The organism is Halomonas sp. I1 (assembly GCF_032334135.1).
Classification (GTDB): Bacteria; Pseudomonadota; Gammaproteobacteria; order Pseudomonadales; family Halomonadaceae; genus Halomonas.
In genome coordinates this window covers 141,703-168,423 of the sequence record NZ_JAVXUS010000003.1, presented here as the reverse complement: position 1 = coordinate 168,423, position 26,721 = coordinate 141,703, and the positions used below count along the sequence as shown (strand labels likewise).

24 protein-coding genes and 2 riboswitches are annotated in these 26,721 nt (G+C 63.6%); of the genes, 10 read left to right on the top strand and 14 right to left on the bottom strand.

The window, feature by feature from the left end; genetic code table 11:
• Window positions 1–197 precede the first annotated feature (197 nt).
• Both RSO41_RS06345 and RSO41_RS06340 read left to right on the top strand, forming a co-directional pair.
• On the top strand, window positions 198–1,829 hold the full coding sequence (locus tag RSO41_RS06345; protein WP_315618235.1) for a choline dehydrogenase: 1,632 nt from the start codon (window positions 198–200) through the stop codon (window positions 1,827–1,829).
• 211 nt (window positions 1,830–2,040) lie between these two features.
• On the top strand, window positions 2,041–3,111 hold the full coding sequence (locus RSO41_RS06340) for a YeiH family protein (protein ID WP_315618234.1): 1,071 nt from the start codon (window positions 2,041–2,043) through the stop codon (window positions 3,109–3,111).
• 78 nt (window positions 3,112–3,189) lie between these two features.
• On the opposite strand, the gene RSO41_RS06335 is transcribed toward RSO41_RS06340, so the two are convergent.
• From RSO41_RS06335 to RSO41_RS06290, 10 genes are all read right to left on the bottom strand, one after another.
• Complete coding sequence (locus tag RSO41_RS06335) at window positions 3,190–4,608, bottom strand: Na+/H+ antiporter NhaC family protein (protein ID WP_315618233.1); 1,419 nt, start codon at window positions 4,606–4,608, stop codon at window positions 3,190–3,192.
• 47 nt (window positions 4,609–4,655) lie between these two features.
• Window positions 4,656–5,945, bottom strand: a complete 1,290-nt coding sequence (locus RSO41_RS06330; RefSeq protein ID WP_315618232.1) for an FAD-binding oxidoreductase — start codon at window positions 5,943–5,945, stop codon at window positions 4,656–4,658.
• A 7-nt stretch (window positions 5,946–5,952) separates the two neighbouring features.
• The gene (locus RSO41_RS06325) at window positions 5,953–6,750 is read right to left on the bottom strand and encodes an IclR family transcriptional regulator (RefSeq protein ID WP_315618231.1); all 798 of its coding nucleotides are present in this window, start codon (window positions 6,748–6,750) and stop codon (window positions 5,953–5,955) included.
• 247 nt (window positions 6,751–6,997) lie between these two features.
• Window positions 6,998–8,908, bottom strand: coding sequence for a phosphomethylpyrimidine synthase ThiC (gene thiC, locus RSO41_RS06320; RefSeq protein WP_315618230.1), 1,911 nt, complete (start codon window positions 8,906–8,908; stop codon window positions 6,998–7,000).
• 76 nt (window positions 8,909–8,984) lie between these two features.
• A riboswitch (TPP riboswitch) is annotated at window positions 8,985–9,095 on the bottom strand.
• Between the two features lie 33 nt (window positions 9,096–9,128).
• On the bottom strand, window positions 9,129–9,797 hold the full coding sequence (gene tenA, locus RSO41_RS06315; RefSeq protein WP_315618229.1) for a thiaminase II: 669 nt from the start codon (window positions 9,795–9,797) through the stop codon (window positions 9,129–9,131).
• Window positions 9,798–9,870: 73 nt separating this feature from the next.
• Window positions 9,871–10,013, bottom strand: a riboswitch (TPP riboswitch).
• Window positions 10,014–10,057: 44 nt separating this feature from the next.
• Window positions 10,058–11,971 (bottom strand): glucans biosynthesis glucosyltransferase MdoH, encoded by a 1,914-nt coding sequence (gene mdoH, locus RSO41_RS06310; protein ID WP_315618228.1) that lies wholly within the window; start codon window positions 11,969–11,971, stop codon window positions 10,058–10,060.
• Entirely contained in the window at window positions 11,958–13,505 is a 1,548-nt protein-coding gene (locus RSO41_RS06305) for a glucan biosynthesis protein G (protein ID WP_315618227.1), read from the bottom strand. The genes mdoH and RSO41_RS06305 overlap by 14 nt, the downstream gene beginning before the upstream one ends.
• Before the next feature lie 191 nt (window positions 13,506–13,696).
• A complete protein-coding gene (locus RSO41_RS06300) occupies window positions 13,697–14,629 on the bottom strand; it encodes a lysophospholipid acyltransferase family protein (RefSeq protein WP_315618226.1) in 933 nt (310 codons plus the stop codon).
• A gap of 3 nt (window positions 14,630–14,632) precedes the next feature.
• Complete coding sequence (locus tag RSO41_RS06295) at window positions 14,633–15,010, bottom strand: DUF4870 family protein (protein ID WP_275286252.1); 378 nt, start codon at window positions 15,008–15,010, stop codon at window positions 14,633–14,635.
• Window positions 15,011–15,097: 87 nt separating this feature from the next.
• Window positions 15,098–15,478, bottom strand: coding sequence for a VOC family protein (locus RSO41_RS06290; RefSeq protein WP_315618225.1), 381 nt, complete (start codon window positions 15,476–15,478; stop codon window positions 15,098–15,100).
• 39 nt (window positions 15,479–15,517) lie between these two features.
• Between RSO41_RS06290 and RSO41_RS06285 the strand changes: the two genes are divergently transcribed.
• The 6 genes from RSO41_RS06285 (at window position 15,518) to RSO41_RS06260 (ending at window position 22,350) form a co-directional block, all read left to right on the top strand.
• On the top strand, window positions 15,518–16,156 hold the full coding sequence (locus tag RSO41_RS06285) for a class I SAM-dependent methyltransferase (protein WP_315618224.1): 639 nt from the start codon (window positions 15,518–15,520) through the stop codon (window positions 16,154–16,156).
• Between the two features lie 158 nt (window positions 16,157–16,314).
• The gene (locus tag RSO41_RS06280) at window positions 16,315–17,709 is read left to right on the top strand and encodes an MFS transporter (RefSeq protein WP_315618223.1); all 1,395 of its coding nucleotides are present in this window, start codon (window positions 16,315–16,317) and stop codon (window positions 17,707–17,709) included.
• Between the two features lie 68 nt (window positions 17,710–17,777).
• The gene (locus RSO41_RS06275) at window positions 17,778–19,565 is read left to right on the top strand and encodes an acyl-CoA dehydrogenase (protein WP_315618222.1); all 1,788 of its coding nucleotides are present in this window, start codon (window positions 17,778–17,780) and stop codon (window positions 19,563–19,565) included.
• Window positions 19,566–19,689: 124 nt separating this feature from the next.
• Window positions 19,690–20,463, top strand: a complete 774-nt coding sequence (locus RSO41_RS06270) for an enoyl-CoA hydratase-related protein (RefSeq protein WP_315618221.1) — start codon at window positions 19,690–19,692, stop codon at window positions 20,461–20,463.
• 249 nt (window positions 20,464–20,712) lie between these two features.
• The gene (locus RSO41_RS06265; protein WP_315618220.1) at window positions 20,713–21,408 is read left to right on the top strand and encodes an aspartate/glutamate racemase family protein; all 696 of its coding nucleotides are present in this window, start codon (window positions 20,713–20,715) and stop codon (window positions 21,406–21,408) included.
• Window positions 21,409–21,486: 78 nt separating this feature from the next.
• Window positions 21,487–22,350 carry an MOSC domain-containing protein gene (locus RSO41_RS06260; protein ID WP_315618218.1) on the top strand — a complete coding sequence of 288 codons (864 nt, stop codon included), beginning with the start codon at window positions 21,487–21,489 and terminating at the stop codon, window positions 22,348–22,350.
• 32 nt (window positions 22,351–22,382) lie between these two features.
• On the opposite strand, the gene RSO41_RS06255 is transcribed toward RSO41_RS06260, so the two are convergent.
• Together RSO41_RS06255 and RSO41_RS06250 are read right to left on the bottom strand one after the other, a co-directional pair.
• Window positions 22,383–23,033 (bottom strand): 2OG-Fe(II) oxygenase, encoded by a 651-nt coding sequence (locus RSO41_RS06255; RefSeq protein WP_315618217.1) that lies wholly within the window; start codon window positions 23,031–23,033, stop codon window positions 22,383–22,385.
• Entirely contained in the window at window positions 23,030–23,650 is a 621-nt protein-coding gene (locus RSO41_RS06250) for a CoA pyrophosphatase (RefSeq protein ID WP_315618216.1), read from the bottom strand. The genes RSO41_RS06255 and RSO41_RS06250 overlap by 4 nt, the downstream gene beginning before the upstream one ends.
• 94 nt (window positions 23,651–23,744) lie before the next feature.
• On the opposite strand from RSO41_RS06250, the gene RSO41_RS06245 reads away from it, so the two are divergent.
• Window positions 23,745–24,302, top strand: coding sequence for an NUDIX hydrolase (locus RSO41_RS06245; protein WP_315618215.1), 558 nt, complete (start codon window positions 23,745–23,747; stop codon window positions 24,300–24,302).
• A 39-nt stretch (window positions 24,303–24,341) separates the two neighbouring features.
• Here the strand turns inward: RSO41_RS06245 and RSO41_RS06240 are convergent, their stop codons facing one another.
• On the bottom strand, window positions 24,342–24,653 hold the full coding sequence (locus RSO41_RS06240) for a YqfO family protein (protein WP_315618214.1): 312 nt from the start codon (window positions 24,651–24,653) through the stop codon (window positions 24,342–24,344).
• An 89-nt stretch (window positions 24,654–24,742) separates the two neighbouring features.
• On the opposite strand from RSO41_RS06240, the gene RSO41_RS06235 reads away from it, so the two are divergent.
• A complete protein-coding gene (locus RSO41_RS06235) occupies window positions 24,743–25,582 on the top strand; it encodes a fructosamine kinase family protein (protein ID WP_315618213.1) in 840 nt (279 codons plus the stop codon).
• A gap of 3 nt (window positions 25,583–25,585) precedes the next feature.
• On the opposite strand, the gene RSO41_RS06230 is transcribed toward RSO41_RS06235, so the two are convergent.
• Complete coding sequence (locus tag RSO41_RS06230) at window positions 25,586–26,506, bottom strand: alpha/beta hydrolase (RefSeq protein ID WP_315618212.1); 921 nt, start codon at window positions 26,504–26,506, stop codon at window positions 25,586–25,588.
• Window positions 26,507–26,721: the final 215 nt, after the last annotated feature.

Here is a 26,721-nt window from a genome sequence, read left to right as displayed (position 1 = left end):
ACTTATGAAGGGATGTTGTATGGCGTGTGCCAGCTCCTCGGTTCTTTTTGGGCAGCATGACCGAGGGGTCCGGTCTCAACGTAGGGGAATATTTTTCTCATTTCAAGTTTTTTGAGACAAATTGAATCGTTATTGACCGTAATCATAGTTTTGATCATCATAAACGATACGAAAAATATCATTATGGTGATTTTTCAATGAAATCAATAAATAACAACCAGGTTGCCTATGACTACATCATCGTGGGGGCCGGGTCAGCCGGATGCGTACTCGCCAATCGGCTCAGTGAGGATCCCGATAAGCAGGTGCTGTTGCTGGAAGCAGGGGGAGCGGACTGGAACCCCTGGATCCATGTGCCTGTCGGCTATTTCAAGACGATGCATAACCCGTCCACGGACTGGTGCTATCTGACCGATCCTGATTCGGGCCTCAACGGGCGCCGCCTGCAATGGCCTCGGGGCAAGGTGCTGGGGGGCTCCAGTTCCCTGAATGGCTTGTTGTACATTCGTGGGCAACGCGATGATTACGATAACTGGGCCGCGGCCGGGAATTCAGGCTGGGGCTACGATGATGTCCTGCCTTACTTCAAGAAGTCTGAATGCCAGGAACGAGGAGGGGATCATTACCATGGCACCGATGGCCCCCTGAAGGTGTCGGACCTGAGGCTCAGACGCGAGATTGCCCAACGGTTCATCGAGGCCTCCAAGGCCGCCGGCATTCCCGAGAACGCCGATGTCAACGGTGCCAGCCAGGAAGGCGTGGGCTATTTTCAGCAGACGTCCTACCGGGGGGTTCGCTGTTCGACGGCCAAGGCGTTTCTTCATCCAGTTCGGAAGCGTGCCAACCTGACCGTGATCAAGCGTGCGCATTGTCAGCGTCTGCTGCTGGCAGGCAAGCGCATTCTGGGGGTCGAGTACCTGCGCGATGGTCGCCGGGAACGGGTGAGTGCCAGCCTCGAGGTACTGCTCGCCAGTGGTGCCATCGGGTCACCACAGATCCTGCAATGTTCCGGTATTGGCGAGCCTGGCCACCTGAAGGGGGTCGGGGTCGAGTGTCTGCATGAGTTACCGGGTGTCGGCGAGAATCTGCAGGATCACCTGCAAATTCGGCTGGTGTTCAAGACGCGCTGTCGTACGCTCAATGATGAAGTACGTCACCCCCTGAGGAAGCTGGCCGTGGGAACCCAGTATCTCCTGACGCGCACCGGCCCCATGACGCTGGCCGCCAGCCAGGTATGCATATTCACCAGGTCTCGTGAGGGGCTCGAGCGACCGGACATCCAGTTTCACATGCAACCGCTCTCTGCCGATAAGCCGGCCGAGGGGGTTCACCCGTTCTCGGCGTTCACTTCTTCGGTTTGCCAGCTTCGCCCCACGAGCCGTGGGTCTATTCGCATCACCAGTCCTGATCCCGATGTCTATCCTTCGATTCGTGCCAACTACCTGAGCACCGAAGAAGACTGCAGGGTCGCCGTGGATGCCATCAAGGTGGCACGGCGTATCGCTGGGCAGGCGCCCTTGGCATCGGTCATCACCGAGGAATATGTGCCCGGGGCACAATATCAGAGTGACGACGCCTTGCTCGAGGCGGCCCGCCAGCACAGCCAGACCATCTACCACCCCGTCGGTACCTGCAAGATGGGGCATGACGCCTGGGCGGTGGTGGATGACCAGTTGCGTGTGCATGGCTTGACGGGATTGCGTGTGGTGGATGCGTCGATCATGCCGGTCATTGTGTCCGGTAATACCAATGCCCCCACCATCATGATTGCCGAGAAAGCCGCCGATATGATCAAGGCAGCTCATGCATCGCAAGCGCGTGCTTCTTGATGGCGGGCGTGGCTGGTCTCAAGGCTATCCGGGAACTGGTCCTAACCTCTCTGATGGAACCCAGGCAGCATGGCGTTCGTGACGGCGGGCACTGTTCGTAATTGACGCCACGCCGAGCTTCCCTCTCATGAGTTCATTTTCTCATCCATAAGGGACGGTCCGTATCAGTGAACGTGCGGAAGGGGCGTCCCGTGACTTGCAAGGTGGCGATATGACACGTCGAGATCATGAAGGCAAGGCTCACATGTCGCCTTCCCAGGATCGACAGCGAGTCTTGGCTCGCAACCTGGATTCCCTTCGCAACATCATGCCGGGATTGATGATCTGTATCACCATTGCCCTGGCGACGACCTTCATTGCGGACCATTATGGCGGTCCCACTCTGTTGTATGCCTTACTGTTTGGCATGACGTTGCACTTCCTTTCCGAAGAAGGACGGTGCCTGGAGGGTGTCGAATTTGCTGCCAAGCGAGTTCTCAGAATCGGTGTCGCCCTTTTGGGGGTACGCATCACCCTGGAGCAGGTTGCCGAGCTTGGTATCGGCCCGGTGCTGACCGTGGTGAGTGGTGTCGTCTTGACCATTGTTATCGGAGCGGTGCTATCTCGCTTGCTGGGCCTGGACAAGGACATGGGGCTGTTGACGGGAGGGTCGGTAGCGATCTGCGGGGCTTCGGCAGCGCTGGCGCTATCGGCAGTGATGCCGCGTCACGAGACTCACGAACGCAATGTGATCATGACAGTGGTCGGTGTAACGACGCTGTCTACCATGGCGATGGTTCTTTATCCACTGCTTGTGGGCCTTCTGGGACTGAGTGATACCGACGCGGGCATTTTCCTTGGTGGCACTATCCATGATGTAGCGCAGGTAGTGGGCGCCGGTTATATGATTTCCGAGGGGACGGGTGATGTGTCTACCTTCGTGAAGTTGTTGCGGGTCGCGATGCTCGTGCCTGCCGTGATGGTCTTCATGTTTCTTTTTCGGTCCGAGCGGAAGCAGGAGGGGAAAGGCGGAAAAGTACCGATGTTGCCGACATTCCTTGTCGCTTTCGTAGCCCTGGTGATGATCAATAGTCTCGGCTGGATTCCGCCGGTCGTCGCCGAGGGGTTTACTGATCTCTCACGCTGGTGCCTGGTAACGGCGATTGCCGCTCTCGGGATCAAGACATCGTTCCAGAAGCTGGCGGTGGTCGGCTGGCGGCCGGTGATATTGATGGTGACGGAGACGCTGTTCCTTCTGTTGGTCGTCCTGGCCTTTATCCATTTTGATTTGTCCAGCCTGTAATGATACCGGTGGGCCCCAGAGTCATGTCCCCGCCATCCTGAATCGTTCAGAGGGCGGGGAGCAGGGATGTGAATCCGGTTATCCCACGTCGATCCACCAGTAGCCTGCTATCAGATAGGCGGCAAGCGCTACGGCTGCGACGAGCAGGGCGAAAGGGATCTGCGTCTTGACGTGATCGATATGGTCGGAGGCCGCACCGGTCGAAGCGAGCACGGAGGTGTCCGAGAGGGGCGAGCAATGGTCGCCGAAGACACCGCCGCCCGCGACAGCAGCGACCGTGGCATAGACCAGCGGCGTAATGGTATCGCCAGTGAAGTTGAAGGCGATGGGAACCGACAGCGGCATCATGATGGCGAATGTTCCCCAGGAGGTTCCGGTCGAGAAAGCAATCACGGCAGCGATCATGAAGGTCATGGCAGGGAGCAGTGCCGGTGTCAGCCAGCCCTCGGTGATCTCGACGATGTAGTCGGCCGTTCCCATGTTCTCGGAGAGTTGGTTGAGCGAATAGGCCAGCGCCAGAATGATGATGGCCGGCATGACACCTTTCATGCCGGCAGTCGCGGTCTTCATGATGTCGTTGAAGGGGATGCCCTGGAACCGCATGATGATGCCGAGGAAGACCGCGGCCGTCAGAAAGGCTTCCATGGTCTTGGCGGAATCCAGCACGATGAAGGTGCCGATCGCCACGCTGATCACGATCAATACCGGCATGATGAAATTGAGCAGCAATGAGGTGCGCGCCGCCGGGTAGGGGGCGATGTCGGTCAACTCTTCTCCTAACAATGGATCGGCGCCATCGCGCAGTACCTTGCCTTCTTCCTGGGCGCGCCGTTCCGCCTTCTTCATCGGGCCGAACAGCGGGATGATGCCGACGATCACCAGGCCCACCGTGGCGACCGACAGCCAGGCATAAAGGTTGAAGGGAATGGCGTGTACGAAAACGGACATGGCCTGTCCCGCGTCTTCTATCGGCCCCATGCCGATCAACAGGCCGGCGATGAAGACGGCCCACCCGGTAATTGGCATTAGCACACTGACCGGTGCCGAAGTGGAGTCGGCGATATAGGCAAGTTTCTCTCTGGAAACCCTGAATCGGTCGGTCAAGCCTCGCATGGTGCTACCGACGAACAGCGGGCTGAAATAGTCGCTGAAGAAGACGAACATGCCCATCACCCAGCCGACGAGCTGTACCTTGACGCGTGACAGGGCGCGCTTTTCCACCCAGGCCGTAAAGTTCTGGATGGCACCGGTTCGCTGGAAAAAGGCGATGACGGTGCCGATAAAGAGTTCCAGTAGCAGAATCCACGAGAAACTGGTGGTGCCCAGTGTTTCCTTCAACAGGTTGGGAAAGCCCATTGGCCCCTCTCCCATGGTCATGACACCGACGAAGCAGGCGACAGCCAGGGAAAACACCGTATTGCGGGTGATGAAGGCGAGGATGATGGCCAGTGTGGCCGGCAGTACCGATAAAAGACCGAGATGGGGCGTTGCGTCCATGTCTACCTCATTTGTTGTTGTGCCTTGTGGCGGTGGGGTGAAGCGGGTCAGGTTTCTAGGCCGGCCCGCCGTCGTTCCAGTGTGGAGATCAGTCGAAAGCCCGTGCGGCGCAGCGGTTCCGGGGGCATCCATTTGGCCTTGCCGAAGAGGTGTTGAATGGGTTCCACGGCCTGCCCCAGGGCATGACGCGCCAGGGCATCACCGAGAAAGCTGCCCTTGACGATGCCGCCACCATTGCAGCCCGCCGAGACGTGCAGCCCGGGTTGGATCGTGCCCCAGAGCGGGGCACCGTTATGGGTCAATCCGGTCGTGCCGCCCCAGACATGTTCCAGGCCGATGTCGGTCAGGGAGGGGTAGCGTCGGGTCAGGCTGTCGGCAAGGGAAGCCTCGATGGTGGCGTTGTCCGCCTCGCGCTCGTAGCTGTAACGGGAGCGGATCATCAGGCGCCCGTCCGGCGTCGAGCGCAATGTGCACCCCAGCCGATGGGCGGGCAACAGGCCCCAATCGTCGGGAATGAGCCGGGCGCGAAGCGCATCGGGCAGAACGGGCGTGACGGCGGCGTAGGTATAGATGGCCGTCACGCGTGATGCATCGGCTCCCAGGGCACGAGAGTAGGCGTTGTTGGCCAGGATGACCTGATGAGCACGAATCTCGGCATCCGGTGTGTTGACTCGCCAGCCGTTGCATTCGGCATGCACCGATACGGCCGGGCTGTGTTCATGCAGTGATACCGAGTCGGGCAGAGCGTCGGCCAGCCCGCGAATCAGGGCGGCGGGGTGGACCAGGTAACAATCCGGAGAATAAAGGCCGGCTTCATAATAATCGGTACCGATGCGCGTCTCGAGATCGGGTCGGCCGAGCTGTTCGTAGCGCAGTCCTGCTGCCTCGAGAAAGGTCTGGTAGCGAGACAGGGCCGCCATGCCGCCGGGCGTGCAAGCGGCACGATAGGTACCGCTGTGCTGCAGCTGGCAATCGATACCATGATGCTCGACCTGGCGACGTAGCCGGGACATGGTCTGCCGGCTCAAGGCATTGAGCTTCGACATGCGCTCCAGCTCATCGGTCGAGGCATCGCCCGCTAGTGCGACTTCCAGCATGAACCCCGAGTTTCGCCCTGGACTGCCTTCGCCAAGTCGCTCGGCATCGAGCACCAGCACACGATCATCCGGACGGGCCTCTGCCCAGGCTCTGGCCGCAGCCAGGCCGGTATACCCGGCACCGACGACGACCAGCTCGGCGGTCATGGAATCCTTCGCCGGCGGGCTGGCGTCACGAGCGGGCAGCCAGGCATTCCAGCCACATGGGCGCTGGTGTGAAGGGGCGATGGGATACGTCATGTCATGGTCACTCGACATACAGAAGGCCGGAGGCTTGTCGTACGAGCTCGCAGACTTCGTCTTGCATGCCCTGCAGGACGTTGCGTCGATGGGCCGCGGTCATGCGTGACTTGAGCATCGAACAACTCAGAGCCCCGAGTGGATGGCCGCTGTGATCGAGAACAGGGACCGCCAGCCCGGTGTACTCGGGGAGCTGGGAGCCTTCGACGCCCCGTGCGTAGCCGACGCGTCGGGAGCGCTCGATCTCGACGCGGACGTCATCCAGCGAGATCCGATAGTCTCGCTCGAGGCGCTCGGCATTGCGTCGAAGAATGGAGGCACATTCCTGGTCGTCCAGGTGAGCGAGTAGTGCAATGGATGCCTGCCCCACGCCCAGGGGAACGCGACCGCCCGTGGAACGGACGAAGCTGCCTACTGTATATTCGCCGTTCTGGGCTTCCAGGCAGACAGCATTCACGCCATCGGGCGCAAAGAGATAGAAACTGTCGCCGAATTGCTGTGCCAGGGAAAGCAGACGAGGGCGTGTCAGGTCCCGCAATCCGGCGCCATTACCGGCTTGCGAGCCCAGCACGAGAAGTTCATAGCCGAGCAGGTAACGCCCTCTGGTCGGCGCGGGGCGCAAGAACCCCTGCTCCTTGAGGCCCTTCAGCAAGCGGTAGATGGTGGGCCGGCTGAGGGCCAGGCCATCCAGGTAGTCATCGATGCTCGCCCCCCTTTGACCCTGCACGGCGGTGATCTGCAGCACCTGCATGGCATGCATCAGGGTCGAGGGCGCCTGTCCCTTCGGAACGTTTCGGGTCGTCATGGTCGAGTCATCGTTTCTTGCTGAATCCGTCCTTAGGGTAGCGAGATAAAACCATGAGTTCGTCTCGCATGGTGAGATCTTCTTTGGGGCGGGTACATTCTGCCGAGTGTCAGATATCGATGCTGTGGGCGCTTCTGGCCCCATGACATCGGTTCCGCGTCAGGCTATCGACACGAAAACGCCCTATCGCCACGAGTGGCGATAGGGCGCTGTTGCGGGGCCTGCAAATCAGGCGTGTCGCTTGCCCCTATACTTCCTTGTAGAGTTCGGCGCCCTGGTCGCGGAACTTCTCGGCCTGCTCGGCCATGCCGCGCTCCACCGCCGCGCGGTCACCGTCGAGGCCGTTTTCCGCCGCGTAGTCGCGGACCTCCTGGCTGATCTTCATCGAGCAGAACTTGGGGCCGCACATGGAGCAGAAGTGGGCCACCTTGGCGGAGTCCTTGGGCAGGGTCTCGTCGTGGTATTCCCGGGCGGTATCCGGGTCGAGGCCCAGGTTGAACTGGTCCTCCCAGCGGAACTCGAAGCGGGCCTTGGACAGGGCGTTGTCGCGACGCTGGGCGGCCGGGTGGCCCTTGGCCAGGTCGGCGGCATGGGCGGCGATCTTGTAGGTGATGATGCCGGTCTTGACGTCGTCCTTGTTGGGCAGGCCCAGGTGCTCCTTGGGGGTCACGTAGCAGAGCATGGCGCAGCCGTACCAGCCGATCATCGCCGCGCCGATGCCGGAGGTGATGTGGTCGTAGCCGGGCGCGATGTCGGTGGTCAGCGGCCCCAGGGTGTAGAAGGGCGCCTCGTCGCACTCGCGGAGCTGCTTGTCCATGTTCTCCTTGATCAGGTGCATGGGGACGTGGCCGGGACCTTCGATCATCACCTGGACGTCGTGCTGCCAGGCGATGCGGGTCAGTTCGCCCAGGGTCTCGAGTTCGGCGAACTGGGCCTCGTCGTTGGCGTCGGCCACCGAGCCCGGGCGCAGCCCATCGCCCAGCGAGAAGGCGATATCGTACTGCTTGCAGATCTCGCAGATCTCCTCGAAGTGCTCGTAGAGGAAGCTCTCGCGGTGGTGGTAGAGGCACCACTTGGCCATGATCGAGCCGCCGCGGGAGACGATGCCGGTGGTGCGCCTGGCGGTCAGCGGCACGTAGCGCAGCAGCACGCCGGCGTGGATGGTGAAGTAGTCCACGCCCTGTTCGGCCTGCTCGATCAGGGTGTCGCGGAACACCTCCCAGCTCAGGTCCTCGGCCACGCCGTTGACCTTCTCCAGGGCCTGGTAGATGGGCACGGTGCCGATCGGTACCGGGGCATTGCGGATGATCCACTCGCGGGTCTCGTGGATGTTGGCCCCGGTGGACAGATCCATGACGGTGTCTGAGCCCCAGCGGATGCCCCAGGTCATCTTGTCGACCTCGTCCTCGATGGAGGAGGTGACCGCCGAGTTGCCCAGGTTGCCGTTGATCTTCACCAGGAAATTGCGGCCGATGATCATCGGCTCGGATTCCGGGTGGTTGATGTTGCAGGGGATGATGGCGCGGCCGGCGGCGACCTCGTCGCGCACGAACTCGGGCGTGATTTCCTCGGGCAGGCGGGCGCCGAAGCTCTCGCCCGGGTGCTGGTGGCCGAGGATGCGCTCGACCTCCTCGGTACCTGAGTACTGTGCCGAGATGGCTTGTCTACGTTGATTTTCCCGAATGGCGATGAATTCCATCTCCGGGGTGACGATGCCCTGACGGGCATAGTGCAGCTGGGTGACGTTCCTGCCTTCCTTGGCGCGCCGCGGCGTGCGGGTCAGGTCGAAGCGCAGCGGCGCGAGCATCGGGTCGTTGGCGCGACGGCGGCCGTATTCGGAGGTCGGGCCGTCGAGGAACTCGGTGTCGTCGCGCGCCTCGATCCAGCCGCGGCGCAGTTCCGGGAGTCCGCGGCGCAGGTCGATCTCGGCCTCGGGGTCGGTGTAGGGGCCGGAGGTATCGTAGACCAGCAGCGGCGGGTTCTGCTCATCCGGGCCCACGCCGGAGGTGCGGGTCGGTGAGAGGCTGATCTCGCGGAAGGGCACGCGAATATCCGGGCGCGAGCCCTCGACGTAGATCTTGCGTGAGCCGGGCAGGGCCTGGACGGCGGCGTCGTCGACGCGGGCGCTCTCGGCGAGAAAATGATCGGTCTTTGCCATCGGTCGTTCTCCCTTTGCTTGGGGGTGTTATCAGGGAGGACAGCTGGGGAGGACAGGGGCGGCCGGCGCCAGGCGCCGCCGCGTGTCGCTTGATCCCTACGCTGGTCCTAGCCAGTTCAGGTTCAACGGGATCCATGCTGTTTCCGCATGATCTCAGCCGTCTTCAACGGCACCCCGTCAAGCGTGGTGTTGCCCGCCATCGTTAGCGGGCCATATGGCGTCAGTCCGTGCGATCCAGCCCCATCTGCCAGAAGTCGATCTCCAGCCGGGTGGCGTCGCGGAAGATGGTGGCCAGGCGCGCGAAGCGCTCCGGCGTGACCTCCGCCAGCCGGGCATCCAGCCAGGCGACTTCATCTCGCATGGCACCCTGGAAATCGTCGCTTTCGTACATGGCGATCCAGGCGTCGAACGGGTTCTCGTTGCCTCGTACGGTGTCCGGGCGAGCGTTCAGCCAGTTGGCGATCTCGCCATAACCCACCAGACAGGGGGCGAGCGCCACGTGGAGGTCGAGCAGGTCGCCGCGACTGCCGGTGTCCAGTACGTAGCGGGTGTAGGCCAGCGTAGCTCGGGATTCGGGCAGCCTGGCCAGGTCATCCTCGGAAATGCCCCATTCGCGGCAGAACCCCACATGCAGGCCGAGCTCCACGTCGAGAATCGTCTTGAGTCCTTCGAAGGCGTGGCGCAGCTCGGCTAGGTCGTGACTCTTGTAGGCGGCCAGGGCATAGGCTCGGGAGAAGTGGATCAGGAACAGGTAGTCCTGCTGCAGGTAGTGGCGAAAAGCCGGCGGGGCGAGGGTGCCATCGCCGAGGGAGCGGACGAAGTCGTGTTCGATATAGGCGCGCCAGTCCTGCTGGCAGGCGTCGGTCAGGTCGCTGAATCGATAAGCCATCATGTCTCCGATGTCGGGATCCGGATGGCGGGCGAAGCGAAACGAGGAGGGAGGACGGTCGGCATGAGAGGTACCGAGTCCACCGCCTGATTCCCTACGCCGGTTCACGTGCGACGAGGTCGCACCTACCCGGATCAGGTTCCACGGGATCAACGCTGTGTTCATCGCGAACGCGCGTCATCTCAGCCGGCTCAACCGGCACCCCGTCAAGCGAGTGGCCTCAGTCTAGCAGCTTGTTCGGCAAAGAAAAGGCCCTGTCGTTACTTGCCGATGGTCTCTCGACGCCGGGTGGGCAGGCGTCGTTCCCAATCCCGCGAAAACGACTGGAGCGGCATGTCGCGAGGACACTCCGAGGGAGGAGACGCTGGCTCTGCACCGCCGTGTACGGGCGTCGGCCGGGTCAACTCTCTCAGCACGGCAGGCGGTACCGTCTCGCTGGGCACCAGCAGCAGGCCGTATTGGCGCAATCGCCTGCCGATGGTAAGACTGCTGCTCAGGCGGACGAGGGGGGCAGCCAGCATCAGGCCCAGCCATACCGGTGTCAGCCACCAGAAAAAGGTCGGTGCATACCACCAGGTGATCCATGCCCAGCAAGCGCCGGCCAGGGTTCCCGGCCAGGTGTGGCGGAGCGCCTCGCGCCAGGGCAGGGCACGTCCCTCGCGGGACTGCGGATTCCAGGCGACGGTGCGACCGCTCAGCACTTCGATCACGAAGCGGCTGTGAAAGACCATCATCAGCGGGGCGATCAGCATCGCGAACAGGGCTTCAAGCAGCGCGCTTGTCACTAGTCTGGCACGCCCGCCATAGCGTGCCGGATACTGGCGAAGGGCCAGACAGACACCCAGCACCTTGGGCATCAGCAGCATTGCCAGGGTGCCGCCGAGCAGCGGCATGATCAGGTTGGGCGGGGCGATCGGCCAGTCGGGGAAGAGCTGGGCGTTGGAAGTAAAGAAGTTGGGGTCGATCAGGGCACGCATCAGGGCGTCGATGGTGCTGACCACCAGGATCGCCAGCCAGATCAGCGACGACAGGTAGGCCAGGGCGCCGCACAGGAAGTGCACGCGGCTGATCATGTGCAGGCCACTGCCGCCTAGCAGGCGCAGGTGCTGCAGGTTGCCCTGGACCCAGCGGCGATCGCGTTTGGCATAGTCGAGAATATGGCTCGGCATCTCCTCGAAACTGCCGCCAAGATCGGTGCGCATGCGGACCTCCCAGCCGGCTCGCCGCAGCAGGGCCGCCTCGACGAAGTCATGGCTGAGGATGTCGCCGCCGAGTGGCGGGCGACCGGGCAGCTCGGGGAGGCCACAATGCCGGGTGAAGGCGTCGACGCGGATGATGGCATTGTGGCCGAAGTAGTTGGCGGCGTCGGATTGCCAGAAGCTCAGCCCGGTGGCCAGCATCGGCGAGTAGACGGCGGCGGCGAACTGGTTGGCACGACCGAACAGGCTGTCCTGGCGGACCGGAATCGGCACCGTCTGCAGCAGGCCGAGGCGCGGATTGGCTTCCATCTCCGCGATCAGTTCGTGCACCGTGTCGCCGCTCATCACGCTGTCGGCATCGAGCACCAGCATGAAGTCATAGTGTCGTCCCCAGCGCTGGCAGAAGTCGCCGAGATTGCCGGCCTTGCGGCCCGCATTGCTGTCGCGGTGCCGGTAGTGGAGCTGGCAGTGATCGGCGAGGCGGTTCTGCAAGGCTGCCATGGCGGTGCGCTCCCGCGCGATGATCTCGGCGTCGGTGCTGTCGCTGAGCACGAAGGCCTCGATGCGTCGTGCCTCGGTGATCGGCGGCAGATCTCGACAGGTGGCTTCGAGCCCGGCGGACACGCGTTCGACATCCTCGTTGTGGATCGGCATGACCAGGGCGGTACACGAGCGGGCATCGTCAGGCGGTCTGGGAGGCGAGGCCTTGGCCAGGCTCAGGGGGTCACGGCCGGTCAGGGACAGCACGAAACCGATGATACCGCTCCAGAAGGCGATGACGATCCAGCCGAAGGTCACGGTGAACAGCACGAGTATGGCGAGCTCCAACGGTGTCAGGCCGCCGACGTGGAGGATGCGGAACATCGTCCACAAGCCCAGGCCGGTGGTGGCGGCGACCAGCAGGGCGAAGGTGACTCGGCGAGTGCGCCGGAAGGGGATGGGGGCCACGATGGCTCGGGCGTCAGCGGCGCTCATCGGGGTACCAGACATAGTTCCAGGTTTCGGTCAGCGGTTCGCCGTGCAGCGTGAGGGCCAAGCGCATGTCGGCCGGCGTGCCCTCTTCCGGAGTGAGCCGGAAGTTGGCGCGCCAGGTGTCGTCACCGGGCAATCGCTGGACGCGCGGTTCGAGTATCTCGCCGCTGGAGGTGGTCAGCCGGGCCTTCACCGGCTGGTCGGCGTCGAGGTTCTCGAGCGCGGGCCCCTGGAAGTCGACGATGAAATGGCGCTGGCTGGCGGGGGGCGGGTCGTCCTGACCCGGCATCGCTCCCCAGCCCTGCCGGGTGCGGATGACATGGGCGAGTCGCTGTTCGGGGGGCGTGGCACCGAAGGTTTGTAGCCGGTAGCGGAAGGTGCGCGATTGTCCGGCCTCGAGCGGTTGCTCGGGGACCCAGTAGGCGGTGATGTTGTCGTTGGCTTCGCTGTCGGAGGGGATCTCGACCAGCTCGATGTGTCCTTTGCCCCAATCGTCCAGAGGGGTCACCCATTCACTGGGACGCTTTTCGTAGCGAGCCTCGGCATCGAGATAGCCGTCGAAATGTCGAGGCCGCTGGACCAGGCCGAAACCTCGGGGCGAACTGTCCTGAAGACTCGAGAGATGCAGCGTCTCAGGGTTGCTCAGCGGGCGCCAGATCCGTTCGCCATTGCCGGTATGCAGCGCCAGGCCACTGGAATCGTGGACACGCAGGCGGTAATCGTCGGCCGGGTAGCTGGCGATGCCGCCGTGCATGAACATGCTGGTGAGCGGGGCGACGCCGAGTTTGGTGACGTCATCGCGGGCGAAGAGGCGTGCCTCGGTGTCGACCACGGTCTGACTCCCCGGTGCAATAGCGAAGCGGTAGGCACCGGTCAGCGAGGGACTGTCGAGCAGTGCCAGAACGGTCATGCGGGTCGCGTCCGGCTCGGGCTCGATCAGCCAGAACTCGCGAAAGGCCGGGAACTCCTCGCCGTGGGGTTCCGCGGTGTCGATGGCCAGGCCCCGGGTGGAGAGGCCGTAGCCCTGGCCGCGGCCGACCATGCGGAAGTACGAGGCGCCGAGAAAGACCATGAATTCGTCACGGTACTCGCCGCTGTTCAGCGGGTAATGCAGGCGGAAGCCCGCATAGCCCAGGTCACCGAGTTCGAGGTCGGTCAGATCGGCGACATCGTCATCATAGCGGAAGTGTGAAGCGTCGAAGGGCAGGGGGCTTACGTCGCCGTCGGGTCCCACCAGATTGAGAGTGACCGGCCGGTCATAGAGAAACCCCGGATGGAACAGCTGGACCTCGAAGAGGCCCCGGTCCTGCCAGATGGCATGCTCTGGACGAAAGCGTATCTGTCGATACTGATCGTAATCCAGTTCGGCGAGCTCGGGAGGAATCGCCGACGCCGTATCGGCATAGGCTTCCTCGGCCAGGCGTTCGGCCCGGTCGGTGATGGTGTCGTACAGCGCCTCGCTGGACGAGGAGCCGGTGGCGTCCATGGCCACCAGGCTTCCCAGTGCAAGTGCCAGGAGTCGGGTCGGCAACGTCATGTCGCATGTCTCCATAGGGTCCCGCCGGCACATCCCCGCGCAAGCCGGGCCAGGAGGTTCAGGTCATCCCGGAATGTCTTGTGATGTCACGGATGCCTTGTGTGGGGTATCACCCATCATCGAGGGTGTTTCATTACCCTGTCTTTGTCGATGGAGCACCGGGATGGTTCCATCGTCGTCGACATATCGGCTCAGCGGTAGAGGCGGAAGCGTTTCCCGTCAGGGCGTTGCTCGGCTTCCTCGGGGGTTTTGCGATAGCGCTTGTATTCCCACTGGTACTGGGCCGGGTCCAGGGCAATGGCGGCTTCGACGCTGGCGTTGACCCCGGCGGCGGAGGTGGCTTCGTCGCTGTCGTACACTCGCTCGTCGGCAGCCAGGAAGTGGATGGCGAAACCGCGTCCAGGGAGACGGCGTGCCACACCGGTGACCACACGGGCGTCGGTGCGGGCCACGAGCTTGGGCAGTAGCGTGGCGGTATACGCCTGGCGCCCGAAGAAGGGCGCGAACACGCCGCTCCCCCAGCCGGGCTCCTGGTCCGGCAGGATGCCGACCGCCTCGGTGCGCTTCAGTGCCTTGAGCAGGGCGGCCACTCCGCGCGGGTTGGTCGGCACCAGACACGCCCCCTGTCGCTCGCGCCCCCGGCGAATGATGGGGTCGAGTGCTGCCAGCTTGGGAGGCTCGTACATCGCCGTGAAGGGGAAGTGGCTCGACAGCCAGAAATTGAGGACTTCCCAGTTGCCGAAGTGGGGGGCCAGCACGATGACCCCCTGCCCTCGATCGCGGGCGTCGTCGAGAAGCTCACGGCCGTGGATCTCGAGGATGGAGCCCTCCAGGCGCTCGTCGTCACCCATCCAGGCCATGCCGAGTTCGAGCATGGTGGCGCTGGAATGCACCAGGCTGTTGCGGGCGAGATGCCGGCGCGACGATTCGTCGAGCTCAGGATAGGCCTGGTTCAGGTTGACGCACGTGACCAGGCGTTCACGCTGGCTGAAACGTTGCACGAGGGGGCCGGTCAGTTGTGCCAGACGCCAGAGCGAGGCGGGGCGCCAGCCGGCAAGGGCGCGCCACAGCGTGGCGATCGCCCGGCTCTGGAGACGTGCAGAGGAAGAATCGGGTTCGGCCATGGATCAGACCAGCCAGGTATCCACATTTTCCGGTTTGCGATGTTCCTGCAGGCCCTTGAAGCCCTTGACGCAGCGGATGACCAGCCAGATCACCGCCACCAGCCAGGTGAGAAAGCCGATGAGAATGAAGGTCAGCAGGCCAGAAACGGCGAAGTAGAGCAGGCCGATCCAGAAGGTGCGGATCTGGTAGCGGTAGTGCTCGTCGAGCCAGTCGGGCCCCTTGCCGCGATAGACATAGGCGATCACCACGCCGACCAGGGCGGTCAGCCCGCCGGTGACGATACCCGCCAGATGCAGCGCGTAGATGACCATGGGAATGGTCGTGTCGGGCCTGGGGTTGGATTCGGCGACCACGGGGTCGTGCGGCGCGTTCTCGTTCATCGGTCATCCTTGAAGGTGAGTGAGCGTGACGGTTGTTTGCACCATGATACCTGGCACCGCGATCGATGCCACCGGGCACGGCGCATGTCAGCGCAATGGTCGGCTGATTTCCAGCAGGTTGCCGTCCGGGTCGCGTAGATAGAGGGACTCGAGCTCGCCATTGGCCCCCTGGCGTCTGACGGGGCCGAGTTCCACATCCACCGACAGGGCGTCCAGGTGTCGGTGCACCTCGTCCAGGGGCAATTGGCTGCGCAGGCAGAGGTCCAGGCTGCCCGGTGTCGGCGTGGCGGCACGGGGTTCGATATCGGTGGCGGTCCAGTGCAGGCGCAATGCCATGTCGCCCAGCATCAGGTCGACGCGTTCCCGATCGCGATAGCGCACATCGAGCCCCAGGACTCGACTGTAGAAATCCACGGCGCGGGATATGTCGGTCACGGTGATGACCAGATGGTCCAGACCTGACAGCATGCATGTCTCCTTGAACAATGACTCTGACAAGAGAATACGATGATGCAGACGTGTCCGCTATGCGGATCACTCGATACCGGGCCCTATCATCGCGATAACACACGTGAATACCACTTGTGTGGACACTGTGCGCTCGTTTTCGTGCCCGCATGGCAACACCTGTCCGCGGCCGAGGAGAAGGCCATCTATGATCGTCACGAGAATGGTCCCGACGACCCCGGCTACCGGCGTTTCCTCGAGCGGTTGTTCACGCCGTTGGTCGCACGACTGCCGCCCGGGGCGCAAGGTCTCGATTTCGGCTCCGGGCCTGGGCCGACCCTGTCGGTGATGTTCGAGGAGGCCGGGCACCGGATGGCGCTTTTCGATCCCTTCTATGCACCGGACGAGGAGGTATGGCGGCGGCGCTACGATGTCATCACGGCCACCGAGGTCGTCGAGCATCTGGCGGCGCCAGGCAGGGAAATCGAGCGACTGGTCGATCACCTGACGCCCGGCGGCTGGTTGGGCCTGATGACCAAGCGTGTGCGTTCACGCGAGGCCTTTGCCGGCTGGCACTATATTCGCGACCCGACTCATGTGGCTTTCTTCTCCGAGTCGACGTTTCAATGGCTGGGGCAACGCTTCGGTCTGCACGTGACCTTTCCCGACAACGATGTCGTGCTGCTGCAGAGGCGGTAAATGACAGCGTTCGATAACATTCCGTTATTGAAGGAACGTTCACTGCTGCAACGATGAAAATCGATTGGCCGTCAGGGAGGGCGGGAGTATAGTCGGCGCGATATGGCGCTACGATGCTGGTCGTTGCGCTTCCTACCTCGTTGCCTCGAGAGACTTCCATGTCGCGCCAGCTGTTGCTCATGGCCCTGGCACCCTTGTCGGGACTGTTCATCCTTGCCATCGGTAACGGGGCGCTCGCCACCCTGACCACCCTGCGCCTGGATTCCGCCGGTCACTCTCCTCAGGTCATCGGCTGGGTGTCGTCGGCCTATTTCATCGGCCTCGCCCTGGGTGCGCTGCTCAATGACCGCCTGCTGCTGGCAATCGGCCACATTCGGGCCTATGGCAGCTTTGCGTCGCTGGTGGCGGTGACTGTCCTCCTTCAGGGCCTTTTCGTCGACCCCATGGCCTGGTTCGTGTTTCGCCTGATCGGCGGCTGGGCCACGGTCGGCGTCTTTCTGGTCATCGAGAGCTGGCTGCTGGCGGCCGGCGAAGCGAAGGTCCGGGGGCGTCTGCTGGCGCTCTACATGATCGCCGTGTATGCCGCAGGGGTCGTGGGGCAGTTGATGCTCGGCGCGACCCGATCGATGACAAGCACCGCGCCTTTCATGATCATTGGCATGCTGGCGGCGCTATCGGTACTGCCCATGGCCATGATCCCTCGGGTGACGCCGTTGCTGGAGCGCGCAGAGCCGCTTTCGCCGTTGCGTCTGATTACCCTGACACCGACCGGCGTGATGGGTAGCTTCGGCTCGGGGTTGGCGGTGGCGGCGGTCTACACCTTGTTGCCGCTTTATCTGCAACGGATCGGCCTTGGCATCGACCGGGTCGGCCAGTTGATGGCGGTGATGGTACTCGGGGCCATGCTGCTGCAGTATCCGGTAGGCCGCTGGTCGGATCGTCATGATCGGCAGATGGTCTTGATTCTGATGGGGGCCACCTGCGCCCTGATCTCCGCTGGCATTCTCTGGTTGCCGCTGGAGAGCTGGGGGCTCGCCATCTTGCTGTTCCTGCTCGGTGGTGGCGTGTTCTCGTTGTATCCGGTTGCGGTCGGCCATGCCGCCGACCGGGCCCCGGCCGGGGCCCTGGTACGCATGAGTCAGGGCCTGTTGCTGATCAATGCCATCGGGTCGACCCTGAGCCCGCCGGTGATCACGCCGGTCATGGCCGTGCTGGGCGATGAGGGCCTTTTCTGGTGCCTGGGCGTGCTGGGGGTGGGACTGGTCGGTTTCTTCGGCTGGCGTCGCAGCGTGCGTCCGGCGCCGGTGCCGGTGGCGCCCTTCTCGCCGACGACGCCGTTGAGTGCAGTGGGAGCCGAGCTGGTGGTGACCGATGAGTGGGTTCAGGGGGCCCTCGAACACGAGCATGTGGAGGACCTCTCCCGTGCCGTGCCCGACGTGGAAGTGGCCGAGCCCCTGATGGGGCCTCCTCGGCCCGATCAGGCGCATATCGCCTATTACGAGGATGACAAGGCCGACAATGAGGTCTCGTGCAGGCCGACGGCTGCGACCTAGGCATAATGGCTTATTAGGCGTCGTGAAAATAAGCTCGGGCGTCATTCCTTTTCTGTCGAGGAGTCATCATGACCCCCTATAGCGCCCCAGTCCGTGAGCACCGTTTCGTTCTCGAGGAACTGCTGGAGCACGAGGTGTTGTCGCTGCCCGGTTTCGAGGAAGTCGGGGCCGACCTGGTCGAGGCAGTGCTCGGAGAAGCGGCGCGCCTGACCGAGGAAGTGTGGGCGCCGCTGAATGCCAGTGGCGATCACCAGGGCTGCGTGCGTCGCGATGACGGTGGCGTGACCGTGCCGGATGGCTTCGCCGACGCCTATCGGGCCTATGCCGATGGTGGCTGGAACGGTATCGGCGTCGACCCGGCCCATGGAGGGCAGGGGCTGCCCGAGGTGCTGGCCAGTGCTGTCCAGGAAATGTTGCATGGTGCCAACATGGCCCTGGGGCTGTGCCCGATGCTGACCGCCGGGGCCATCGAGGCGCTTGTCCAGCATGGCGACGAAGCGCAATGCGCGCGTTACCTGGCCCCGCTGGTGGAGGGGCGCTGGACGGGCACCATGAACCTCACCGAGCCTCAGGCGGGCTCTGATCTTTCCCTGGTGCGTACCCGGGCGGAGCCCTGCGGCGAGACCGGGGCGTATCGCCTGGTCGGCCAGAAGATCTTCATTACCTGGGGCGAGCATGAGGTCGCCGAGAACATCCTGCACCTGGTGCTGGCACGCCTGCCCGATGCCCCCGAGGGCAACAAGGGCATCTCGCTGTTTCTGGTGCCCAAGTTCCTGGTCGATGACAACGGCGCCCTCGGGGAACGCAACGATATCGTCTGTACCGCCCTGGAACACAAGATGGGCATCCACGGTTCACCGACCTGCGTGCTGAGCTTCGGCGAGGGGGAAGGTGCCATTGGCTACCTGGTCGGCGACCCCGGGCGCGGGCTGAATCACATGTTCACCATGATGAACGCCGCACGTCACAAGGTCGGTATCCAGGGCATCGGGGTGGCCGAGCGTGCCTGCCAGCAGGCACTGGCCTACGCCCGGGAGCGTCGGCAGGGTCGTCGCAACGGTACGGAATGCATGATCGCCGAACATCTTGATGTCAAGCGAATGCTGCTGTCGATGCGAGCACGGACCGATGCCCTGCGGGCCCTGGCACTGACGTGTGCGGCAGAGATGGACAAGGCTCGCCATGCCGATGGTAACGATGCGCGGCAACGGGCGCAGGCCCGGGTCGATGTACTGATCCCGGTGGTCAAGGCCTTCTCCACCGACCAGGCCGTGGAGATCGCGTCATTGGGAATACAGGTGCACGGTGGCATGGGCTACATCGAGGAAACCGGTGCTGCGCAACTGCTGCGTGACGCCCGTATTGCGCCCATCTATGAAGGGACCAATGGTATCCAGGCGCTGGATCTGGCCGGCCGCAAGCTGGGGCGTGACGGGGGCGCCGCCCTGGCCGCCCTGGTCGATGACGTCGACGCCACCGCCACGGCGCTGTCGGCTCGCGAGGACCTGATGGCCCTTGGCGAGAGCCTGGCCGGAGGCGCGGCCGACCTGCGTGCCGCCATGGCCGTGGTGCTGGAAAGGGGGCGTGATCCTGATCACGGTGCCGATGCCATCCAGGCCTTCGCCACGCCTTTCTTGTCGCTGGTCGGTCATGTGCTGTGTGCTTGGCAAATGGGACGCGCCGCCTTGGTGGCCGAGGGCGCGCTGATCGATGGCAGTACCGACGCCTTCTATCATGCCAAGCTGGCTGCCGCCGACCATGCCCTGCGTCACTGGTTGCCGATCGGCCGTGCCCAGCGTGCCGTCATCGAAGCCGGCGTGGATAGCCTGTCACGCTATGCCCCCAGTAGTGATTGACGGTCTGGCTTCTGCGTGCCGGTGGCCGGAGTCCGTGTCCATCGAAAGGAGTGATTGCCGCCCAACCTAGCGTTCGCTAGGGTTGGGGCGGTCATATCATCATTCCATCCCATGAGGAGCCATCATGAGCGAACCGTTGATCGAGGTGCAGGAAAAGGCTGGCATCGTGCGTCTGACCATCAACCGTCCCAAGGCTCTCAATGCCTTGAACAGTGAGGTGATCGACGAGCTGGCGCGTCTGTTGACCGATCTCGAGGGGCGTGCGGACCTGCGTGCCGTATTGCTCACCGGCGCCGGCGAAAAATCCTTCGTGGCAGGTGCCGACATCACGGAAATGCGCGACAAGACGCCTCAGCAGGCGCGTGATTTTGCCGGCCAGGCACTGAGCACCATCAAGCGTCTGGAGGCCTTGCCGGTGCCGGTGGTGGCCCTGGTCAACGGTTTCTGCCTGGGGGGCGGTTGTGAGCTGGCGCTGGCCTGTGACTGGGCGGTGGCCAGCGACAATGCCGTCTTTGGCCAGCCCGAAGTGCAGCTCGGCGTGATTCCTGGCTTCGGGGGCACTCAGCGCCTGCCGCGGCGGGTCGGGCCGGCCATGGCACTGGATCTGGTGACCACCGGCCGCAAGATCGATGCCACCGAGGCGCTGCGCATCGGGCTGGTCAATCGTGTCATGACCCAGGATGAGCTCGATGCCTATGCGGACGAACTGGCGCGACAGCTCGGCGGCAACGGGCCGCAGGCCGTGCGCAGCGCCAAGCAGGCCGTGCACGAGGGGCAGGATCAGGACCTGGATAGTGCCTTGGCGCTGGAGAACAGCCTGTTTGCGTTATGCTTCGCTGGGGAGGAACAGACCGAGGGAATGGGCGCCTTCGTCGAGAAGCGCAAGCCGAACTTCTGACAGTCTCAGGGTGAGGGCCCGCCTTTGGACGGCCACGGCAGCGATGCTGTGGCCGTTTCGTTCGCGGCTCGCCCGGGTCGTCGACACCGTGCGGTCGAGACGCTCCGAGCGGTCACGGCGCGAGAATAACGAGGCGCCGAGGGTCGGCTACAATGAGGAGACTCAATGATCGGGCTGGATGCTTCATTGCACCACGCGGGGTGACGCAATGGGTCCAGGGAAGACGACTCGGAGGCGCAAGGACAGAACATGAAGACCATCGGCCTGTTGGGGGGCATGAGCTGGGAGTCTACCGAGCGCTACTATCGGGCGTTCAACACCGGGATCAAGGCATCGCTGGGCGGGCTTCACTCGGCCAGGGTGGTGATGGTCAGCCTCGACTTCGCCGAAATCGAGGCGTTGCAGCGTCAAGGGGACTGGGAGGCCATGGCCAGCATTCTGGCTCGGGAAGCCCGCCGCATCCAGGCCGCAGGGGCGGACATGCTGCTGATCGCTACCAATACCATGCACAAGGTGGCGCCCGAGGTGGCGGCTGCCATCGACATTCCGCTGCTGCATATCGCCGATACTACCGGGGAACGGCTGGTGGCCGATGGCATCCAGCGTGTCGGCCTGCTCGGGACACGTTTCACCATGGAGCAGGGCTTCTACAAGGCCCGCCTGACCGAGCGTTTCGGCATTGACGTCCTGGTGCCCGAGGCGGAGCAACGAGAACGGGTTCACCGGGTCATCTACGAGGAGCTGTGTCGAGGGCAAACCGAGCCGAACTCTCAGGCCGACTATCTCGAGATCATCGAGGCATTGCGTCAGCGGGGTGCCGAGGCGGTGATTCTCGGCTGCACCGAAATTGCTCTGCTGGTCAACCAGACGGACACGACGGTCCCCCTCTACGACACCACGGCGATCCATGCGGGCAGTGCCGTGGCCAGGGCACTCGAGCCGTGATGCCCGTGGGGCGACGGGCAGTCGGGAAGACGCGCTGGTAGAGTACGGGGCTCGTGAATTCGCCGAGGGAGAGGCAAGGTGCGTATTACCCAGCTCAATATCTATCCGGTCAAGTCATTGCGGGGGATCGGCCTGGAGACGGCATCGGTCACCGCGAGGGGATTGGCCTTTGATCGGCATTGGATGATTGTCGACGATGACAACCGTTTCGTGACCCAGCGGGAACTGCCCGCCATGGCTCAGGTGAGGGTTCGGCTCGAGCCACAGGCGCTGATCCTCGAGCATGCCGACGCGCCTGACCCCCTGGTCATCGAGCTCGGGCGCAACGCGGCGTCGCCGCGTCTCGCTGTGCGCATCTGGAAGGATGAGTGCGAGGCGCTGGATGAAGGCGAGAAGGCTGCCGCCTGGCTGACCAGAGTGATCGGTCGGCCTGGCGGGAGCGGTTTGAGGCTGGTGCGTTTCCCCGATGATCAGCGTCGTGACATCGAGCCCGATTATCTGCGCGGCGAGCCTGCCCAGACCGGTTTCGCCGATGGCTATTCCTTTCTGGTGACGTCCGAGGCGTCACTCGAGGCGCTGAATGAACGCCTCCTCGACAAGGGGCTCGATGGCGTGCCGATGAGTCGGTTCCGTCCCAATATCGTGGTAACCGGAGAGGGGCCCTTCGACGAGCGGCAGTGGGGTGAACTCGGGAACGATGAGGCCGGGGTACGCCTGGGGCTGCGCAAGCCCTGCAAGCGTTGCAAGATTATCACCCAGGATCAGCACACGGGTGTCGCCCCGGTGCCCAGGGAGCCGCTCAAGACGCTGGTCGAGATGGCGACCCAGCCGGGCTGGAAGGGCGCCTTCTTCGGACAGAATGCAACGCTTCTGGCCGGCGAGGGCCGTGAACTGCGGGTGGGCGATCGGCTGAGTGTTGCCGGATATCGTGAGCAGGCTTGAACGGCCGAGAGCGGCGCAGGCGAGCGAAAGGCTCACCGAGCCGGGTCGATCCGGCCTCCCAGAGAGGCGTTGCGGCGGAACCAGCCGGCGATGCTGGCTCTGGGCCATCGGGTCGGCAATACCTCATGGGGGATCGTCTCGGCGAGAAAGCACACGAAGGTGCCGGCCTCGGGGCGGACTCGCGCCACCTCACTGCCGTCGTCCGGCGAGTAGATGACCATTTCGCCCCCACCGTCGGCGGGCCAGCCGGGTGTCAGGTAGCCGACCGTGGACACCACGCGATTGGCGCGCCCCTGGAAACTGTCCAGATGGCGTCGATAGAAGGCGCCGGGCGGGTAGCGGGCAAAATGGGCCTCGTACTCGAACAGGCCCAGAAACAGGGCCTGGTTCAGCGCCTGCTGCAGCTCACCCATGGCCTCGAGGTAGCGCCGCTGGGCCTGGCTCTCGCGATCCAGCCAGCGGATGGCGTCGCCGCGCACATCGCGGCGCAGATGATGGCCGTCGCCACGCCCGATACCGGCGGCGACCAGGGCCTCGCGTGCCGTCATGTCCTCCAGCTCCGCATGCAAGGCGCCGCACAAGGCGTCAGGCAGGAAGGACGTGTCGACATGCCAGCCTCGGGTGACCAGGCCATCGATCAACTCGCCCAGGCGGGCCTCGGGGAGTCGTGGCGAATCGCTCATGAGGCGGACATCCGTCGCGCCGGATGGTGGCGCAGCTCGCCCCCGGGTCGATGGAAGAGACTGATCGGCATGTCGAAGCCTTCGGCAAGCAGTTCCACCAGCATCATCGAAGACAAGCCCCAGATGACATGGTCGTCCTGGCGGTAGCTGGGAACGTAGTAGTCGCGTTCGTCGACGCGAATCACGTCGGTATGGGTGCGCTGGTCCTCGAGGAAGCAGCGCACAGGGACTTCGAAGATGGCATCCAGTTCGCTCGGGTCGGGTGTCAGTGGCAAGTCCGGCGGAATCACGCCGACGTAGGGCGTCACCAGGATGCCGTGCAACGAGACGACATCCGAGAGCCTACCGAGGATGTCCACCTGCTCGGCGGGAAGGTCGATCTCTTCGCGGGACTCACGCAGGGCGGTGGCCAGCAGGTCAGGGTCTTCGGGCTCACGCTTGCCGCCGGGGAAGGCGACCTGGCCGCTGTGGGTGGCCAGGTGGTCGGCGCGGCGGGTGAACAGCAACGTCGGTTCCGGGCGGGCCACCAAGGGGATCAGTACGGCGGCCTGAGGCAGGTCGAGTCGCAAGCGTCGGGGGGCATGCGCTTGCAGGTGTTCGCGGAGTTTCTCTAACATGGTCTTTCCGTCGGGTTTCACCCCTTTTACCCAGTCGCCGAGCGCGGCGTCAAGTCTGGACCGGCAGCAGGTTGCCGGTTTGTCAGGGAGGACCATGAACTTCTGCAGCCATTGCGGCCAACCGGTCCGCTTCGCCATCCCCGAAGGGGACGATCGACCGCGCTATATGTGCGACGCCTGCGGCACTATCCATTACCAGAATCCGCGTATCATCGCCGGAACGCTGCCGGTCAGTGGTTCGAGAATCCTGCTGTGCCGTCGTGCCATCGCGCCACGCAAGGGGTACTGGACATTGCCGGCCGGCTTCATGGAAAACGCCGAGACGACCCTGGAGGCGGCGGCTCGCGAGACGCAAGAAGAGGCCTGTGCCCAGGTGGCGTTGCATGGCCTCTATACGTTGATCAACCTCCCGCATATCGATCAGGTCTACATGATTTTCCTGGCCGACCTCGACGGTGGCTTCGATGCCGGGCCGGAGAGTCTCGAAGTGGCGTTGTTCGAGGAAGGCGAAATTCCCTGGGACGAGTTGGCATTTCCCACCATCGAACGGACCCTCCGTCATTTCTACGATGACCGGCGCGAGGGGCATTATCCGTTGCACGTCAGCGATATCACGCCCGAGGATAGGGAGCGTTACTTCGGCTCGGCTTGAACGCTTCCGTACCACGATGAAATGTTGTACCCCGACCGGTCAGACGTCTTCCAGGCGCCACACATCGAACGCCGGCTCTTCGTAGGGATGGGCCTGTCGCAGTGCCGCCACGGCATCGTGGAGGAGCGTGTCGTCACAGACCAGCTCGACCTTGAGTTCGGTGACCCTTTCCAGATCACCGACACGGCCGATGTGCGGATCGGCGCCATCCAGGGGGCGGAACTGCCCGGTGCCCGGTGTCTGAAAGCAGCATGCTTCATAGTCGCCAATGCGCCCCGCGCCAGTGGCGAAGACGGCCTCCTTGACCGTTTCGGCGTCTTCCTCGGGCACGAAGAAAGCGAGTTTATACATGGGGTCCCCCTCCGGTGGCTCGGTCAGGCCCCATCCTCGTAGTTGAGCCGGGGCATGGCAAGCGCTTGGGAAACGAAAGGAGCGAGATCATGGATACCGAATGGCGCGACTGTCTGAGCTCCCTCGACCTGGTTCCTCGAGGTGAGCCACGCCCGTTGGGCGGCGGGGATATCGCGGCCGTGTCCTGGCTGGACACCGATCAGGGAGCCGTGGTGATCAAGCGTGATGACCCCGAACGGCTTTCCGGCGAGGCGGAAGGATTGCGCACTCTACGACAGGCGTCATCGAGGCTGGTCGTACCCGAGGTATTGGGAGAAGGCGATGGCTGGTTGGTCATGGTGGCGCTGGAGGGTATCGGACGCACCGCAAGAGACGAAGCGGCGCTGGGCGAGGGACTCCGCGAACTGCATGGCGCGACCGGCGCGATGCATGGCTGGCATCGCGACAATGCCTGTGGCAGTACGCCGCAGCCCAATGCTCCCTTGGAGGATGGTCGGGCCTTCCAGCGTGAACGGCGTCTGCTGCCGTTGACGCGTGCCTGTCATGACCGAGGCCTCATCGATACCCGCTTGCGTTCCAGGTTGGAAGAGGTCGCCGCCACGCTCGAGACCTGGCTGCCGCCGATGCCCGCGAGTCTGGTGCACGGCGATCTATGGTCGGGCAATGTGCTGTTCACCCGCCAGGGGCCGGCCATCATCGATCCGGCGGTCTATCGGCACTATCCCGAGGTGGATCTGGCCATGTTGACGCTGTTCGGTTCCCCCGGAGAGGCGTTCTTCGCGGCGTACCGTGATGGTGCCGCGCCCTCCGACTGGCCACGTCGGGAGGCGCTCTTTCAGCTGTATCCACTGCTCAATCATCTGCTGCTGTTCGGTGGCGCCTACCGTGGCGGCGTCGAGCGTGCCTTGCGCCGAGTCGAGGCCGGCTGAGCGTTACTCTGTCGCCGGCGACTGGCGGCCTTGTCCGAGCAGTCGTCGCCACCAGGGAGGACGGGTGTCGGTCGAAGTCGGGCTTTCCATGGGGCGCGTCAGGAAGTCGAGGATCGGCTCCACCTGGTCGGGTCGGTCGAGCATGGGGGCATGGCCGCATTCGGGCACTTCCAGGCTGACCAGATCAGGGCGCGTTTCGCGCATCTTGTCTATACTCTCGGCGCCAAGCAGCGTGGATGCGGCACCGCGCACCACCATCACCGGACAACGCACGGCGTGCCAGTCATTCCAGAGATCCCGCGGCGTGTCATGCAGAAATTGTTCGCCGATGCGTGGGTCGTAGTGGTGGGTCCAACTGCCATCGGGCAGCCGGCGGGCACTGTTCAGTGCCAGTCGTCGCCAGGCGTCATCGCCCTCGATGCCAAAGTCGGCATAGTGGCGGCGCAGTTCGGCTTCCAGCTCACTGAACCGGGTGAAGCGATGTGGAACGGCGAAATAGGAGGCCAGCGATGCCAGGCCATCGGCTTCGAGTTCCGGACCGACGTCATTGAGCACCAGCCGGTCGATGCGCGGTGCGGTGTCCTTGTCGGCTGCCAGCAGCAGGCCCAGCAGGCCGCCCATGGAGGTCCCGACCCAGGCGGTGCGCTCGAGTTCGAAATGGTCCATCACCGCCCTGGCGATCGTCATGTAATGCGAGTAGAGATAATCGTGAGCGGGGTAGAGCGACCAGCTGGACAGGCCGCGCCCTGGAGTGTCGGGGGCCAGTACGCGCCATTCGGGGCCCAGTTGGCGCGCGAAGTCGTCGAAGTCGCCGCCATGCCGGGCCAGGCCATGCCAGGCGATGACGGTGCGAGGGGCGTCCGGGTTCCACACCCGTACGGCGATTTCCAGTTCCCGGACCTTGAGCAGGGTCAGTGCATCCATGTAGTGGCATCCTTGTTGGTCTGCGCTACGCTGCCTTGCAGCATAGTCGATACGGCGTGGAGTGCTGGTGAATTACGGAATTTACACGCAACGTTTTCATGGGCTGTCCCATGGAGCTCTGTCCATAAGGGCTTTTCCATGAAAGGTCTTCACGTAATTTTTTCACGTAACTTGCATGAACAGCGATGGACTCGCGCTGGAAACATGCGACAATG

Coding starts and splice junctions, on each gene's coding strand:
- RSO41_RS06345 (WP_315618235.1), top strand. CDS start 198: ATGAAATCAATAAATAACAACCAGGTTGCCTATGACTACATCATCGTG.
- RSO41_RS06340 (WP_315618234.1), top strand. CDS start 2,041: ATGACACGTCGAGATCATGAAGGCAAGGCTCACATGTCGCCTTCCCAG.
- RSO41_RS06335 (WP_315618233.1), bottom strand. CDS start 4,608: ATGGACGCAACGCCCCATCTCGGTCTTTTATCGGTACTGCCGGCCACA.
- RSO41_RS06330 (WP_315618232.1), bottom strand. CDS start 5,945: ATGACGTATCCCATCGCCCCTTCACACCAGCGCCCATGTGGCTGGAAT.
- RSO41_RS06325 (WP_315618231.1), bottom strand. CDS start 6,750: ATGACGACCCGAAACGTTCCGAAGGGACAGGCGCCCTCGACCCTGATG.
- thiC (WP_315618230.1), bottom strand. CDS start 8,908: ATGGCAAAGACCGATCATTTTCTCGCCGAGAGCGCCCGCGTCGACGAC.
- tenA (WP_315618229.1), bottom strand. CDS start 9,797: ATGGCTTATCGATTCAGCGACCTGACCGACGCCTGCCAGCAGGACTGG.
- mdoH (WP_315618228.1), bottom strand. CDS start 11,971: ATGAGCGCCGCTGACGCCCGAGCCATCGTGGCCCCCATCCCCTTCCGG.
- RSO41_RS06305 (WP_315618227.1), bottom strand. CDS start 13,505: ATGACGTTGCCGACCCGACTCCTGGCACTTGCACTGGGAAGCCTGGTG.
- RSO41_RS06300 (WP_315618226.1), bottom strand. CDS start 14,629: ATGGCCGAACCCGATTCTTCCTCTGCACGTCTCCAGAGCCGGGCGATC.
- RSO41_RS06295 (WP_275286252.1), bottom strand. CDS start 15,010: ATGAACGAGAACGCGCCGCACGACCCCGTGGTCGCCGAATCCAACCCC.
- RSO41_RS06290 (WP_315618225.1), bottom strand. CDS start 15,478: ATGCTGTCAGGTCTGGACCATCTGGTCATCACCGTGACCGACATATCC.
- RSO41_RS06285 (WP_315618224.1), top strand. CDS start 15,518: ATGATGCAGACGTGTCCGCTATGCGGATCACTCGATACCGGGCCCTAT.
- RSO41_RS06280 (WP_315618223.1), top strand. CDS start 16,315: ATGTCGCGCCAGCTGTTGCTCATGGCCCTGGCACCCTTGTCGGGACTG.
- RSO41_RS06275 (WP_315618222.1), top strand. CDS start 17,778: ATGACCCCCTATAGCGCCCCAGTCCGTGAGCACCGTTTCGTTCTCGAG.
- RSO41_RS06270 (WP_315618221.1), top strand. CDS start 19,690: ATGAGCGAACCGTTGATCGAGGTGCAGGAAAAGGCTGGCATCGTGCGT.
- RSO41_RS06265 (WP_315618220.1), top strand. CDS start 20,713: ATGAAGACCATCGGCCTGTTGGGGGGCATGAGCTGGGAGTCTACCGAG.
- RSO41_RS06255 (WP_315618217.1), bottom strand. CDS start 23,033: ATGAGCGATTCGCCACGACTCCCCGAGGCCCGCCTGGGCGAGTTGATC.
- RSO41_RS06250 (WP_315618216.1), bottom strand. CDS start 23,650: ATGTTAGAGAAACTCCGCGAACACCTGCAAGCGCATGCCCCCCGACGC.
- RSO41_RS06245 (WP_315618215.1), top strand. CDS start 23,745: ATGAACTTCTGCAGCCATTGCGGCCAACCGGTCCGCTTCGCCATCCCC.
- RSO41_RS06240 (WP_315618214.1), bottom strand. CDS start 24,653: ATGTATAAACTCGCTTTCTTCGTGCCCGAGGAAGACGCCGAAACGGTC.
- RSO41_RS06235 (WP_315618213.1), top strand. CDS start 24,743: ATGGATACCGAATGGCGCGACTGTCTGAGCTCCCTCGACCTGGTTCCT.
- RSO41_RS06230 (WP_315618212.1), bottom strand. CDS start 26,506: ATGGATGCACTGACCCTGCTCAAGGTCCGGGAACTGGAAATCGCCGTA.